11 protein-coding genes are annotated in these 14964 nt (G+C 58.4%); 6 read left to right on the forward strand and 5 right to left on the reverse strand.

The features are described 5' to 3' along the window. The first annotated feature begins 96 nt into the window (after nt 1-96). On the forward strand, nt 97-2409 hold the full coding sequence (locus tag CQ018_RS12555; RefSeq protein ID WP_105550342.1) for an FdhF/YdeP family oxidoreductase: 2313 nt from the start codon (nt 97-99) through the stop codon (nt 2407-2409). 5 nt (nt 2410-2414) lie between these two features. On the opposite strand, the gene CQ018_RS12560 is transcribed toward CQ018_RS12555, so the two are convergent. Genes CQ018_RS12560 through CQ018_RS12570 form a run of 3 tightly spaced genes read right to left on the reverse strand, consistent with a single transcriptional unit; the run spans nt 2415 to nt 5442 of the window. Beyond that, on the reverse strand, nt 2415-3299 hold the full coding sequence (locus CQ018_RS12560) for a diacylglycerol kinase family protein (protein WP_105550343.1): 885 nt from the start codon (nt 3297-3299) through the stop codon (nt 2415-2417). After that, a complete protein-coding gene (locus CQ018_RS12565; RefSeq protein ID WP_105550344.1) occupies nt 3296-4855 on the reverse strand; it encodes a glycerol-3-phosphate dehydrogenase/oxidase in 1560 nt (519 codons plus the stop codon). The genes CQ018_RS12560 and CQ018_RS12565 overlap by 4 nt, the downstream gene beginning before the upstream one ends. Next, nucleotides 4852-5442, reverse strand: coding sequence for a TetR/AcrR family transcriptional regulator (locus CQ018_RS12570; RefSeq protein ID WP_105550345.1), 591 nt, complete (start codon nt 5440-5442; stop codon nt 4852-4854). The genes CQ018_RS12565 and CQ018_RS12570 overlap by 4 nt, the downstream gene beginning before the upstream one ends. Nucleotides 5443-5459: 17 nt before the next feature. Between CQ018_RS12570 and CQ018_RS12575 the strand changes: the two genes are divergently transcribed. Further along, entirely contained in the window at nt 5460-7136 is a 1677-nt protein-coding gene (locus CQ018_RS12575) for an FAD-binding oxidoreductase (protein WP_105550346.1), read from the forward strand. After that, nucleotides 7133-7969 carry an SDR family NAD(P)-dependent oxidoreductase gene (locus tag CQ018_RS12580; protein WP_105550347.1) on the forward strand — a complete coding sequence of 279 codons (837 nt, stop codon included), beginning with the start codon at nt 7133-7135 and terminating at the stop codon, nt 7967-7969. The genes CQ018_RS12575 and CQ018_RS12580 overlap by 4 nt, the downstream gene beginning before the upstream one ends. Here the strand turns inward: CQ018_RS12580 and CQ018_RS12585 are convergent. Together CQ018_RS12585 and CQ018_RS12590 are read right to left on the reverse strand one after the other, a co-directional pair. Next, nucleotides 7966-10098 carry a UvrD-helicase domain-containing protein gene (locus CQ018_RS12585; protein ID WP_105550348.1) on the reverse strand — a complete coding sequence of 711 codons (2133 nt, stop codon included), beginning with the start codon at nt 10096-10098 and terminating at the stop codon, nt 7966-7968. The genes CQ018_RS12580 and CQ018_RS12585 overlap by 4 nt on opposite strands. 74 nt (nt 10099-10172) lie before the next feature. Further along, entirely contained in the window at nt 10173-10643 is a 471-nt protein-coding gene (locus CQ018_RS12590) for a hypothetical protein (RefSeq protein ID WP_105550349.1), read from the reverse strand. A gap of 310 nt (nt 10644-10953) precedes the next feature. On the opposite strand from CQ018_RS12590, the gene CQ018_RS12595 reads away from it, so the two are divergent. The 3 genes from CQ018_RS12595 to CQ018_RS12605 all read left to right on the forward strand — a co-directional run bounded on the left by CQ018_RS12595 (nt 10954) and on the right by CQ018_RS12605 (nt 14573). Continuing rightward, nucleotides 10954-12402 carry a DUF222 domain-containing protein gene (locus CQ018_RS12595; RefSeq protein WP_105550350.1) on the forward strand — a complete coding sequence of 483 codons (1449 nt, stop codon included), beginning with the start codon at nt 10954-10956 and terminating at the stop codon, nt 12400-12402. 301 nt (nt 12403-12703) lie between these two features. Further along, nucleotides 12704-13291, forward strand: coding sequence for a hypothetical protein (locus CQ018_RS12600; RefSeq protein ID WP_105550351.1), 588 nt, complete (start codon nt 12704-12706; stop codon nt 13289-13291). 88 nt (nt 13292-13379) lie between these two features. Then, nucleotides 13380-14573: a thermonuclease family protein gene (locus tag CQ018_RS12605; protein ID WP_105550352.1), complete on the forward strand. Its 1194-nt coding sequence runs from the start codon at nt 13380-13382 to the stop codon at nt 14571-14573. Nucleotides 14574-14964 lie beyond the last annotated feature (391 nt).

Raw genomic sequence — 14964 nt, forward strand, 5'->3', positions numbered from 1 at the left:
GAAGACTAATGCCCGACCCGGGGACGTGCCCGGTGTAAGGGCAATGACTTCACGTGCCGGGTCCTTCCGGTGGCCCGGTGAAGGGTGTGCAATGACATGGCCAGTAAACCGCTGAAGAACGATCCAACCGACGAAAATCTGCAGGTAGGCAAACCACAGACCAGCGCGGTAGGGCTACCCAGCTTGGTTCATTCTCTTCCGTTGGCCTTGAACGATATGGGGCCGCGGCGGGCAGCGCGGACCTTGCTGAACATGAATCAAAAAGACGGCTTTGACTGTATGAGTTGCGCTTGGCCGGATCCGCCGGAGCGCAAGATTGCCGAATTCTGTGAAAACGGGGCCAAGGCCGTGAGCTGGGAGGCCGACCCGCTGAAGGTGCCCCGCTCCTTCTGGGCCGAAAACCCGGTGGGGGGGCTCAAAGGCCGCAGCGAATACTGGCTGGGCCAGCAGGGCCGGCTGGTCGAGCCCGTCTATAAGCCCGCCGGCCAGGATCATTACCGGCCTATCTCGTGGGATAACGCCTTTGGCATCATTGCCCGGGAGCTGGGTACGCTGCAATCCCCCGATGAGGCAACCTTTTATACCAGCGGGCGAGCGAGTAATGAGGCGGCGTTTGCCTATCAGTTGTTCGTGCGTGCCTTTGGCACCAATAACCTGCCGGATTGCTCAAATATGTGCCACGAATCAACGGGCACCGCGATGACCGAAAGCATCGGCGTGGGTAAGAGCGCCATCCACTACGAGGATTTTGAAAAGGCCGATCTAATCATCATCATGGGCCAAAATCCCGGGACCAACCACCCACGCATGCTCACCGCGTTAGAGGAAGCCAAACGGGCCGGGGCCAGCATTATTGCCATCAATCCACTGCGCGAGGCAGGACTGCTGAATTTTAAAAACCCGCAACGCCCGCGCGGACTCATCGGTCGGGGAACCGATCTGGCAGACCAATACCTACAGGTTCGCCTGGCAGGAGATATGGCTCTGATGCAAGCTCTGGCCAAGCGGGTCTTCGAGGCCGAGGACGCGGCCCCCGGCTCGGTACTAGACCACACATTCCTCACCGAACACTGCATCGGCCTAGAGGCCTACAGGCAGCACCTCGCATCCCTCGATGAGGCGCAGGTACTGGCGGCCACGGGGCTCTCCAGCGCTGCAATTGACGAGCTCGCCCAACGCTACCTGGATGCAGAAAACGTCATCATCACCTGGGCCATGGGCATCACCCAGCACAAAAAGGCGGTGGACACCATCAAGGAAATTATGAACGTGCTGCTGCTGCGCGGGAACATTGGCAAGCCCGGTGCCGGACCATGCCCCATCCGCGGACATTCAAACGTACAGGGGGATCGGACCATGGGCATCTGGGAACAAATGCCTCAGGAATTCATGGACAAACTGGGAACAGAATTCGATTTCGTGCCCCCTGCCACACACGGTCTTGACGCCGTGAAAAGCATTGCGGCAATGCGTGAAGGGACCATCAAGGTGCTGGTGGCGCTCGGTGGGAATCTTGTCCACGCAATATCGGATACGCAGGTGGCCCAGGAAGCCATTGCACGCACGCGCCTGAGCGTGCAGATTTCCACCAAACTCAATAGGTCCCACGCCTATACCGGAGAACAAGCCCTGATCCTGCCGACGCTGGGGCGCAGCGATATCGATATGCAAGCCTCGGGGGAACAATTCGTGACGGTCGAAGACACCGTGTGTGCGGTACACGCCTCGGCCGGCCGAGTTAAACCAATCTCGGAGAAAATGCTTTCGGAAATCTCCATCATTACCCGCATGGCACGGGCCGTGTTGGGGGATAAATACCCCGTGGATTGGGAAAGCTTCGAAGCGAGCTATGACACCATCCGGGAGCACATCTCCCACGTGGTCCAGGGATGCGAAAACTACAATGCCCGCATCCGACGGCCCGGCGGATTCATCTTGGCTCACCCACCACGGGACTCACGGACCTTCCCCACGCCCAGTGGCAAGGCGGTCATTACCGTCAATGAGCTGGAGACCATTGCGTTGCTCGCCGGGCGGCTGATCCTCCAAACCCTGCGTTCGCACGATCAATTCAACACCACCACTTATTCCCTCAACGACCGCTATCGCGGGATCCGCAAGGGACGCGACGTGCTCTTTGTAAACCCCGAGGATCTTACCGAGCTTGGCCTGAGCGATGGTGGTTATGTGGATGTGCACGGCGAAGCGGACGATGGGCGCGAACGGGTCATGCGCACGCTACGTCTGGTTTCCTATCCCACGGCGCGTGGCTGTGTCGCCACGTACTTTCCCGAGGCCAATGTGTTGGTTCCGCTGGATGCCACGGCCGAGGGCAGCAATACTCCGGTATCCAAGTCGGTCATCGTGCGCCTGGTGCCGGTTGCTGCGCCGGCCTATGCGGCACGCTAACTAATTCACCTAAAGACCGGTGAATTTTTTGGCACCAATACCTTCACTGCGTGAGGAATCACGCTAATGGTTGCCGGCAGTGGGCCAACCTTTTCCCCGTCGGCATAAATGTTCAGTGGTGTGCCGGATTCAATCCTGATTTCGCGCCCACGCATCGATGAGATGCCCGGCACCTGCAAGTGTTTGCCCCGGTAGGAGCGCACAAAGACCTCGGCCACGCGCAGAATGCTGGCATTACCCAGGCTCACTACATCCAGCGCCCCATCATCGACTTTTGACTCGGGACAAATGCGCAGTCCACCGCCGTATTGACCCACGTTTCCCACAGCCACAAGCCAGCCGGGGAATTCGCGTTGCCCACCCTCCACATAGAGCGTGAAGCTCACATTGCGCCAGCTCAGGAACGCCTTGATCCCGCCATAGAGATAGACAAGAGGTCCAAGATTGATCTTGGCGCCATTGCCCAACTCATTGGCGAGCCCATCAAACCCAACGTTTGCCACGCCCAGGAACACTCGTCCGTTCACCACCCCAAGATCTACGCGTCGTTCGCACAGCGCATTGATGTTCTTGATGGTTTTGACCGGATCCAACGGTAGGCCCAGACGGCGCACGCTATCGTTCCCGCTTCCACCGGCCAGCGGCAACACCACGGCTCCCGAATCCTTGGCACCCGCTACCACCGCGCCCAGGAAACCGTCCCCACCGAGTACCGCGATGAGTGTTCCTACGTCGGCCGCGCGAGCAAGTTCGGTGGCCTCGGCCAACGAGACCGTCACATGCACGGTGGGGGAGTGCCCAGCCTGGTACAAGGCCTCGGTTGTTGCTTTCTGCAGTTTCAGGGCCCGCCCGCGTCCGGAGGTGGGGTTTACCAACAGCAGGACGCTCATGCTTCATCGGCCTTGGCCAGCTCAAAAATTTCACTCATGCGTGAGTGGGCCTTGTGTGCATCCTCGGGTACAAATGCGAGTCGGGTGCGTCGCTGCAGCAAGTCTTCAACGCTATTGGCGCCCTCGGCCAGCACCCCAAAGTAGATGTGTGCCCCGGTGATCTCACTTCCGGCAAAGAGTGGTTCTTGTAGCAGCGGATTGGTGTTGCCCAGCTGCACGAGTGCTGCTGCCTCGGTTCCGTAGGCCTCCACCAGAGGCTTCGGCGCATTGATGCGCCCAAGTGCAGCACGGCTGGCGGCGCCAACTAATGGCAGGTGCTTGGTTGAACAGGGGGTTGTGTTGCCGATCCGTTTGGCCGCGGCATCAACTGCTTCTTCTGCCATCTTGCGGTAAGTGGTCAGCTTTCCGCCGGCCACGGTGATTGGCTCCCCGGGGTTATCGCGCAAGAGATGACGGCGGGAGATATCGGCACTGCCATCGTTCCCGTTTTGATGGTTGGTATGTACCAAGGGACGCAGCCCGGCAAAAGAACCAACAACGTCCTCCGGGCTCAACGGCACAGAGAGCGTGCGGTTGACCGTTTCGAGCAGAAACGTAATGTCTGTTTCCGGAACGCTTGGATGGTGCCCGTCGGCGGTGCGGTCTTCCTCATCGGTCAACCCAATATAGGTGCGTCCGCCGGGCTGTGGCAGCACAAAGACATACCTGCCAAAATGCCCCGGGGCCGCCACCGTATGTGCCGCATGCGGGTTGCCCACGGCCGCCGAGCGTACAACCAGATGGGTTCCGCGGCTGGGTGTCATGGAGAGGTTGTTGGCAAAGTCGTGTGCCCAGATCCCGGTGGCATTGATAACCACGCGCGCCTTGAAGTCCAGAGTTTCCCCGGTGCGGGTGTCAAGGCCCCGCATCGAGGTTTCGGTCATCTCGGTGACCCGCAGATCGCGTATGACGTGCGCGCCGAGTGAGGCGGCTGTGCGTAAGACCCCAAGCACCAACCGGGCATCATCAACAACCTGCCCATCCCAATACAACCAACCGCGACGCACGGATTTTGCCGCTACGCCCGGGGCCAGTGCATGCACCGCCGCGGGGCTCAAGAGCTGGGGACGTGGCAGGATCCTTGAACTGAGACCGGTGGCGCGGCGCAGCCCGTCGTAGATCAGCGTGCCGAATCCGGCGAGCGCACCCTCGAGACGTGGGGCGATCTTGGCATCGGGGATCACAAAGCCCAGCGGGCGGATCAGGTGTGGGGCAATTGATTCCATGAGCCAACGGCGTTCAACCGCCGATTCCCAGGCCACGGGAAAATCTCCCTTGGCCAGATAGCGCAGCCCACCGTGGATGAGCTTTGAGGAGTATCCGCTGGTGCCGGAGGCGAAGTCGTGTGATTCAATCAGGGCCACGGACATGCCGCGACGCGCTGCATCAAGTGCAATACCGGCTCCGGTAATTCCACCCCCCACCACCAACACCTCTACGTGGTTACTGGCCAGATGCTCTAGGGCGCGGGTGCGTGAGGCATTGTTGATCCAACTGCGGTTGGCTCCGGGCATCATGGGGTAGTCCCGTGGTGCAGGTAGGAATCGAGCATGATGCCCAGCTCGTTGAGTGCCTCATCGAACGAGTGATTTTTGAGCAAAACCTTTGAAGAGATCGCCACACCCTGCAGCGACAGCAAAACAAGTGTCGCGGTGCCCGCCCGGGCGCTGATGCTGCCATCGGTGAGCCCGGCATCCAGCAGGGCGGTGATTTCCTCGAGCACCAATTGTTGGCTGGTGCCAAATCTGTCGGTGACGTAGGGAATCAAGAATTCGGGGTCACGTTCGGCAATGGAGGCCAGCAGTGGGGAAGTGGCAAAGACCCGTACGGAGTCAACCGCGAAGTGGACGAGCCGCTCACGTCCTGTCCCACCGGGGCTTGAGGAGCGCAGCGTAGCTGTCGCCGCGCGGAATTCCTCGGTCAGCGTGGCAAGCACCGCGTTCTCCACCGAGCCGGCACGCCTGTAAAACGTCATGCGGGAGATCCCTGCACGCTCGGCAATGTCATTGGCCGTGGTGCGCCGCACCCCATGCAGGATTACCGACTCTCGGGTGGCTGCCAGTAGCCGTGTCTCACCATCCGTGCTGGTACGTTGTGACGCCATGTGTCACACTGTATCTCATGGTGACGCACATTACAGAACAGGTTCCCCGCTCCATCTGGTACGGCTGGGCAGACCCCGCCCGAGCCACCACACTGCGCCCCGGAGCCCTCACCTACCTCCGTGCCACACTGGCCCTCGAGAGCATCGAAAAAATCCATGAACCGGTGGACATGTCAGCCATTCGGCTTCCCACCTCAACGCTTGACCCCGCGGCGCTCGCCGAATTGTGGGAGATCTGTGGGAGTCAGTACGTCTCAATAGCCGATCATGAACGCATCCTGCATGCCGGGGGCAAAAGCACCCCAGATCTTTTGCGGATTCGTTCCGGGGATGCGCTAGGGGCACCGGATGCGGTGATCTTCCCGGCGGATGCGGAAGCTGTACGTCGAGTCCTTGAAGTGTGTGTGGCGCACCGGATTGCGGTGGTACCTTTTGGCGGGGGAACCTCCGTGGTCGGTGGTGTCCACACCATCCGCACCGGTTTCAGTGCCGCCATCACCCTTGATCTGCGCCGCCTGGATAAGCTGGTGGACCTTGATCCAGTTGCGCGCACCGCCACGCTTCAGGCAGGAATGCGTGGCCCGGACATTGAGGCCGCCTTACAGGCCCGCGGCTTTACCCTGGGTCATCTGCCGCAAAGCCACCAGGAGGCAACACTCGGTGGTTATGTTGCAACGCGCTCGGCCGGGCAAGCCTCCACCGGTTACGGACGCTCCGACGCGCTGGTGAAATCCGTTGCCTTGCAAACCCCTACCGGTCCCATGATGCTGGGCTCCGCGGCACCGGGGTCCGCGGCAGGACCAAAACTACTCGATCTGGTGGTGGGATCCGAGGGAACCCTTGGCGTGATCACTTCCGCCTCCATGAAGATCACGCCCGTGCCCGAACACAAATCCTATGGAGCCTGGTCTTTCCCATCTTTTGCCGCCGGAGCCGCGGCCTTGCGCCAGTTGGAACAAGATGGTGTGCGCGGGGATATGCCGCACGTCTGTCGACTCAGTGACAGCGACGAGACCGCGGCAACCTTCAAACTCGGCGGCACTAAAACCGAGGCACTGGGCAAGTACCTGGCCCTGCGCGGCCAAAAGACCCCGGCACTTGCGCTGTTCGTGTGGGAAGGCCCGCGCGCGGAAGTCACTAAGCGTAAACGACGCAGTGCGCGGATCTTGAAGGCCGCCGCTGGTGTGCGGCTGGGACCCATGCCCGCAACGGCCTGGGAACACGGCCGCTTTTCCGGACCTTATCTACGCGATGAACTATTAACCCGTGGCGTCTATGTAGAAACCCTAGAAACCTCTGCCACCTGGAGCGCACTAGATTCCACCTACGCGGCGGTGCGCGGCGCAATCCTTGACGCGCTGGGGGAGCACGGCAAACCAGGCTACGTACAAACCCACATCTCGCACGTCTACCCGGATGGTGCCTCGCTGTACTTCACCTTCCTTGGGGCGCTGGAGCCTGACGGGCTGGCCCAAAACGAGCGCATCAAGGCCGCGGCCTCCAAGGCGATCGTTGGTGCGGGTGCCACCATCACCCATCACCACGCGGTCGGCATCGACCACTCGCCCTATATGGAACACGAAATCGGTGCCCTGGGCATCGAGGTCTTGGCAAGTGTTAAACACACACTGGATCCCACCGGGATCATGAACCCCGGCAAACTCATCCCCACCCGGAAGAAGGACAATTCATGAGCCAGAGTCTTGAATCGCTGCACGCCTCAACCGTGCTGATCACCGGAGCCGGCATGGGCATGGGACGGATGTATGCGCAGCTTGCCGTTGCCGATAAGGCCCGGCACGTGATCCTCTGGGACATTGATGCGGCGGCCCTTGAAGAGTCCGCGGCCTTGTTGCGCGGGCAGGGAAGTGAAATTCATACCCAGGTGGTTGATGTCTCCACACTTGAAGCCATTGAGGAAGCCGCGGCCGAGGTCCGCAAGGGGCCGGGCACCCCGGATATCCTGATCAATAATGCCGGAATCGTGCGCGGCAAATACTTCTGGGAACACGACCAGCGCGCCGATATTGCCGCAACCATGAATATCAATGCGCTGGCACTGATGCACATTACCCGCGAATTTTTACCGGAGATGATCCGCGGAAAACGCCCCACTCGCATCGTCAATGTGGCATCGGCGGCCGGACTGCTGGCAAACCCGCGCATGAGCATCTACTCATCCTCTAAGTGGGCGGTGATCGGCTGGTCCGATTCGCTGCGGCTGGAACTGATCCTGGCCGGGCACAAACACATATTGGTCACCACCTTTTGCCCGTCCTACATTAAGACGGGCATGTTTGCCGGTGCCCGCGGCCCCCTGCTGACCCCGCTGATGGAACCCGAGACGGTGACCCGGCGAGTCTGGAAGGCCATGAAGGATGGTCAGGCCATGCTGATGATGCCATGGACCGTCAAGCTAAGCACCGCCCTACGCGGGGTACTGCCGCTGGCCGTGTGGGATGTTGTAGCCGGGCGCGTCTTTGGGGTGTACAAATCAATGGAGCATTTCACCGGGCGCAAAAACTAGGGCACAAGTACTAATTGCCCAAGTTCCTGGGTGCAACGGGTCAGCGCAACATAGAGCCCGTTGTAGCCGCGAGGTTCGGCGGCGATTCCGGCGGGGTCAACTAGTAGTGTTGCATCCCATTCAAGGCCCTTGGACTCGGTGGCACTGAGCACCGCGAAACCCGGCAATGCGGCTCGCAATGCTTCGACTCGGGTCACCGGAGCAATGATGCCCACCAATCCGCCGTCCCATCGATCGGCAAGATCCGTGATGGCTGTGTGTGAATGTGTCAGCAGATTCACCTCGGAAACGTTGTGCTCCCAGGGGTCGATACCGGAGAAACGCACGGCGCGCGGAGGCTCACTATGGCTATTGGCCAGGCGCAGTACCGGGTGCGTGAGTTTCATGACCTCGCCGGGGGTGCGATAGGAAATGCTCAATTTGGCCTCGCGCCAACGTGTGCCAAGGGGAGCGCTGACAGATTCGGCCCAGCTTGTATGTTGGTGTGGGGCCTCGGTCTGATCGATGTCACCTACCGCGGTAATCGATTTGGTGGGGCAGCGGCGCACCACCATCTGCCACTGCATATGTGAGAGTTCCTGGGCCTCATCGACAACCACATGCCCATAAACCCAGTCGCGGCGCGTGGCAGCCTGACCCGTGGTGAATTCGCCTTGGTCGGATGACGAATCCAGCTCTCCGATCTCATGCATGAGCGCATCGAGCAGTGGAATATCGCTGGGAGCCAGCCCGGCAGGTTCTTGCGTTAGTGCCCGAATCTCGTCGTCCGATAATCCGCTAGTCCACTTTTTGAGCAGTGTTGCACTGGCTAGTAGCTCCTGCAAGGATGTGGATGCATCGAGCCGTGGCCAAAAATCCTCAAGTGATGCGGTGATTCGCGCATCGCTGGCGATGGCTTCGCGCAGCTGCTCAAGATCTTCATCGGTGTAGGAACCATCAACATCGCTACCGCTGGCCATGGTGGTGACGCCACGGTCATCGTCCTTGGCCAACGCAGCATCAACGCCACCTAAGATGTCTTCAAGCCCGGATTCCATCCCTGCCATGAGTTCTTCACCGCGGGTGATCACGGCATCGGTGAGCAGCTCAAAGATGTGTTCGGCGAACACCGAGCGGGCGCCGTGATAGCTGCGTCCCGAACGTGCTGCGGTAATGGCTCGCTCAATGAGCCTTGAGGGGATTGAGTAGTTTTCACCTTCCCACTGCAGCGAAAAATCGGTGGCTCGCGGAGTGAAAGACCCGGCATAGTCAACAAGTGCACCCTGCCACAGGCCGCGTCCCTTGATTTCGGCGAGTTCACGCGACTCGCCGCGGTGCGCACGAACCCCCGGAACCAAGGTATCCGGCGTTGCGGCAACCATCGCCGATTCACCCAGGGCGGGCAGTACCTGAGAAATATATTCAAGGAAGCGCGTTGAGGGTCCAAGGACCAGCACCCCGCGAGTGGCAAGTAGCTGATGCGTAAAGAGCAGGTAGGCAACCCGGTGCAGGGCCACCACGGTTTTTCCGGTCCCCGGACCGCCCTGAACAATCAGCGGACCCGAAGCCTCGGCACGGACAATGTCATCTTGTTCGCGCTGCAAGGTCGCCACGGCGCTGCCCATCTTGCCGGTGCGTTTCTCTTGCAGGGCAGCGAGCAGCGCGCCGTTACCCACCGCATCCGTTGGGCTGCTGCCATCGAGCTGTTCATCGTCGAGGCCGATAACCGTTGCGTCGGCAATGCGTACGTGACGTCTGCGTGCCTGACCTTGCGGATCTACGGGGGTGGCGGTGTAGAAGGGCCGTGCGGCGGGGGCTCTCCAGTCAATGACCAGAGGGTCGCTGTACTCTTCGATACCCGGAATCCCCATCCGGCCAATGTGAAGGGTGGTTCCATTCAGCGCATCTAGCCGACCAAAGAGCAGCGAGTCTCCGGCATTGCGTAGTTCCTCGGCGCGAGCGTGCAAATTGCGCAGGCGTGTTTGTTCCACCGGGTCATTGCTTGGCACCGAAAGTTGGGCTCGAATTGTTTCTAAAGCCCTGTCACGATTCTGGCGCGCAGTATCAAGAACTGCTTGCTCCTGGGCCAGCGCCGAGGCAAGCGCTTCGGGCACGTGTTGGCTGGGGGATTCGATGGTGCTGCGCTGCAAGTTGCTTCTTTCGCTCAGAAAGGGGAGGGAGTTGGCTCGGTGAACAGTGTAGTGCTCTTATCTTGGGCTTGGACCTACACAATGGTCTCGGAGCTTGGTGTGCCGGATTCGGTAGGTTCTTTCAGAGCTACTGCTGGTTCTTCGGTGCTCTGCGGCTCTAGTAAGTACGATCCGACGGTGAGTATCGCAGCGCCAACTGCCATGAGGGTGCGCGGGTTTGTAATTCCGCGCTTGACCAGGCCCTGGTGAATTTTGGCATCTAGGGCAAAGCCCATCTTGGTGCTGGCATATCCGAGTGCGGAAAGCAGAAGGGTCATCCCGGAGCGTAGCTTGATGTTGTGTTTGGTGTCAGGGTCTTGTCCAGTACCAAACCATATCGATCCGCCGACCAGCGTGCCCGTGGCAATGCACAGGGTAGTGCGGGTTGATGAGCGCATTTTTGCCGGATCAATGAGTGTGAGCAGCCCACTTGCAAGTCCCACGCCAAGGGTAGGAAGGAGCTTGGTTTTGACTGCGCAACACTGGGTTTTGGTGGAATTTGCCATTCGCTCAGCGTACAAGCATCCGGCTCTACGTTCGAACGCCAAAGGGTTGTTTCCCGAACAGCACAACTCCCGCGTCCCTAGAGGTATTGGCCGACACCCCCTGAAAATACGATGGATATGTATTGGCCGCCGGCTGTGCCCTATCCAACCGAATCGTCGGTGCCGGCTGGGATGCTTGTGTATGAGGGGATTACCCAGAGTTTGGCCGGTGTTTAGGTGCTGGCTAGACACTTCGAAATAAATAGAAAATAACTTCGAATATCTAAAATTTATACTTCAAATCACCGCTGCTTAGTTCTATACTTGTGGTATGGCGAAGAAGTCATCAAGCGGTACTCCTACTATTGAAGCCACCCGTAGTGGTTCCAAGAAGAAGTTGAGTTACGCGGACTTGCAAGCCGACGGAGTGAACATGGTTCAGGTGATCGCCGATTTCCTCACCGTTCATGGTGCCGACGGTATTCGTGCTTTGGCCGCGAGCCTGAACCGCATGGATGTTCCCGATAATCATTTCGATACGGTAGAAAACCTTGTGGCCATGGAGGAAACGAAAAGTGCTCTGGTGGCCAAGCAAGTCGATCATGCGGTCGCCTACGAAGATGCACTTTCTCTTGATCGGCAGAGCCGCAGAGTGCGAGAAAAGAATCCGGGCTGGGGCGCCTCTAAAGAAATTGCGTTGGCCCTGAGGTTATCTCCCAAGCGCGGAACCGAATTCACCAATAGCTCCCGCATCTTGGAAGACGATCTTCCCCAGACTTTGCAAGGGCTACGTGCAGGAAAACTCACGTGGGTTCAAGCTCAAGTGGTGATCAGCGGAACCAGACATCTGCAACAAGAGAATCGGCGGCTGATCGACCAGCTCTTGTGGGAAGAGGTTAACAGCTGTTTTGACCAGGGAACCGCGTTGCTGACCTCGGTCATTTCTTACTGGGCCTTATTGTTGGAACCTCAGACCGAAGAAGATTTGGAAGACAAAGCGTGGAAGAACCGCCATATCGGTGGATATCAGATCAATGCCCATGAAATCCTCATCAGCGGAACATTTCCGCTATCCATGGGAGCTGCGATACTTCAGGTTCTGGCGAGAGAAAAAGCCAAGGCTCAAAAACAAACCGATGAAAAACGAAATGCCGGCCAAATCCAAGCGGATGCCTTCTATGGGTTGATCACCGGAGCCCACCCCGGTCGGAAGACTCGGCTGGAAATACTCTTGGTGATGGATGCGGCAGTCTTGGCCGGACAAAGCGATGAACCGGTGATGATCCCGGGCTATGGAATGATCAGCGCCAAGCGTGCCAGAGAGTTGATCGCCGAAGATCCCGAAGATCAGCTGGCCACTTGGGTGCGCGGGATCTACGTGAATAGCCGCACCGGCCGCCTGATGGCCATGGAATCTCAGGCACGGCGTTTCACAGGAAACCTGAAAAAACTCATTAAAGCGCGGGACCAATATTGCCGAACCCCGTATTGCAACGGAAAAATTCAGGATATGGATCATGTGGTCCAGGTTCGGAAGAACGGAAAAACCACTGAAGCCAACAGCTCATCGCGCTGTGCAGGGTGTAACCAGACCAAGGAAGCCCCAGGTTGGGAAGAAAAGCCCATTAAAGGGCAACGACATACCTTCAAAATCACCACCCCCAGCGGACATACCTACATCTCCAAGGCACCGCCGCTCCCGGGAATCAAAATTGAGGGTTATCCCAAGCGAAAACAAGAGGGAAACCCGCCGGGAGGCTCCCCACCGGGAAACCCCTAACCCCCAAAATAAGCACCACCAACACAGTAGGCAGCAGGACACCTCCACCCCAGAAGGGATCGGACGTGCCCTGCCGCCTACTCGTCGTTCCAAGCAGCAACCGGATGGTCAAAGGCCCAGGATCGAACCACCCCCCCGAATTCTTGAACCGAGTATCCGGAATTGAACCGACGCGGTACAACTGTTTGCTGCGTATCACCGTTCAAAGCATTGCTTTGGATAGGATGACCGGAGGATACGGTATTGCGTTACAGCGCTGCAGCAACCTTGACTCGAAGCGACCGGGGGAAGAACTAGAATCATGGCTACCAGGCGGCCCACGGCACAGAAGAACGCCGGGCAGAAACGACGTTGGCCACTATTCGCGGCGATTGGTTTACTCGTTGCTGTGCTGGCAGTTGGCAGCTGGGCGGCATACCAAATGTTCGATCCCGTCCAAGAACATGATCTAGGTTCTAAAACCTGTCATAACACCGAAAACGTTGGTGACAGAACGGGTATCATCACCGCGCCGTCAATTCGAGTTAGACACGGTCGCTGGGTCGACATCAAGTCAATTGAAATGCTCGAGCCAGTGAACTACAGGCTCTCCGGGGCCGGTGTTCAGGACCAAATATTCGCCATCGGCAGCATTGGCTACCCACTCTTCGATGATGGAACTGCCGCCGCCGCTGCATGGACCAAGCGGGATTTGCTCCCAGCACGTTTGGGTAATGCCCCGGTGCAATCGATCATCATGGCTTTAGAACCTGCAGAGGCAACGCGAGAATCCTCACTGTCAGGTTTCAAAGTTCGCTACACCAACCAATGGGGGATCCCCTACACGCTGAAAATCCCCGCTGTTTTTGAGGCTAAAGCCGATTGCTCTGGTGCACCGGAAACGCGCTGAGTTTCAAGCTCTTCATCCAGTTCAAGTACGCGGTGTAAAAGCCGATAGACTTGCGGTTTTGTGATTCGCGCATTCCAAGGGAGTCTAAATGTTCGGGGGAACGAACAAAGTAGTGGCCGCCAAGCGCAAGCTTGGAGCAGCCATTGCAACGGTCATGAGCTTCGGGTTGGTCATGACGGCATGCACCGCGGTGCCGGCACCAAGTAAGAATTCTGACGAATCGGCCGCCACGGTCGTTCGAATTATCGATGGCGATACAATCGTTGCCGATATCTCCGGCACTGACACGACCGTCAGGTTGCTAAATATTGATACGCCGGAAACTAAGCATCCGGATAAGCCCGTCGAGTGTCTGGGCCAAGAAGCAACAGACTTTACCGAATCCCTGCTGGCTCCGGGCGATAAGGTGACCCTCGCCTATGGCATCGAACGTCTTGATCCCTATGGTCGTACGCTGGCCGGCGTCTATAAAGATGAGAAGCTTGTCAACGCACAAATAGCTGCCGCCGGACTCGGGGTAGCCGTATTGTTTCAGCCCAATGAGCGCTTCTACGCCGAAGTTAAAGCGGCCGAAGAAGCGGCGCAAACAGCTGCCACCGGACTTTTTAGTCAAGCTATCGCCTGTACGGTACCGGCTACCGTTGCCGGTGCGCTTGCCGATTTTGATGAAGTTGAGGATGCAGATCCCACCTCGGCAGTAGCCGCAGGTAGTGCGCTTGGCGTTGCAGCCGCAGCAATTCTCGCCGGCAAGGCCAAGAATGCTGCGCTGAAATCGCTTCATGAGGGTGAAAGTACCGTGGCTGCAGGTATTTGGGCTGCACGTCGTGGTGCGGCGCAACCAAAGCTTGATGCCGCGCTGAAGCGTGCGACCGATATCGAAGTGAAGCTGACGCGGAGCCAAAGTACGCTAGCCGCCTCGGAAAAGGCTGCCAAGGAAGCCGCAGCTGCGCAGAAGGTCCAAGAGGAGAAGGCAAAGCAAGAGAAAATTGTGGCCGAGCAGAAGGCTGCAGAACTCAAGGAACAACAGAAGATCCAAGCCGAGCAGCAGGCCAAGGCCAAGCGTCAGAGCGCAGCGGCACATGCCGCCAAGGCCGAAGCGCAACGCAAGGCCGCCGCAAAGAAGAAGGCAGCGGCGCCGAAAAAGAAAAACGTTGTTCCCAAGAAAACCTACAAGGCGCCAGCCAAGAAGCGTGCACCCAAGAAATCTGGTGGCTCCTATTCCGGATACACCGGCCCACGTTGCTACGCACCAGGTGGTAAGAGCTGGAAGCCCTGCGGCTAAATAGATATCTGTCGGTGAAGAGTCTGGGTGAAGGGATCCTACAATTGGATTTTCACCGGGGCTCTTCACCTTTGAAGACGTGCTGACGGTGCTTGAGCTTGCAAGGATTCTGGATGCGATCAAGACGGATATCAGAGGCCAAAACATGCAGTAAATCTAAAAGTACGGGCTAACGCACCTGGTCGTAGTATGGCCTTAAGCGGGTTCTATGCTCACGAGCCGTGCCGGGGTCTTCGACGGGCAACGTATCTAAACCACGCGATTCTTGGTGACGGCCCTTGGGGCACAACATCGTTTATTGCCTCCAACGAAATCACCTGATGTAGCTTCCTAGATCGCTAGGTCGCACGTCGTTGGGCAGTCACCAAAATGTCGTCGGCGTCGGCGTATC

The organism is Arthrobacter sp. MYb227 (assembly GCF_002975435.1).
In the GTDB taxonomy this organism is placed as follows: Bacteria; Actinomycetota; Actinomycetes; order Actinomycetales; family Micrococcaceae; genus Paeniglutamicibacter.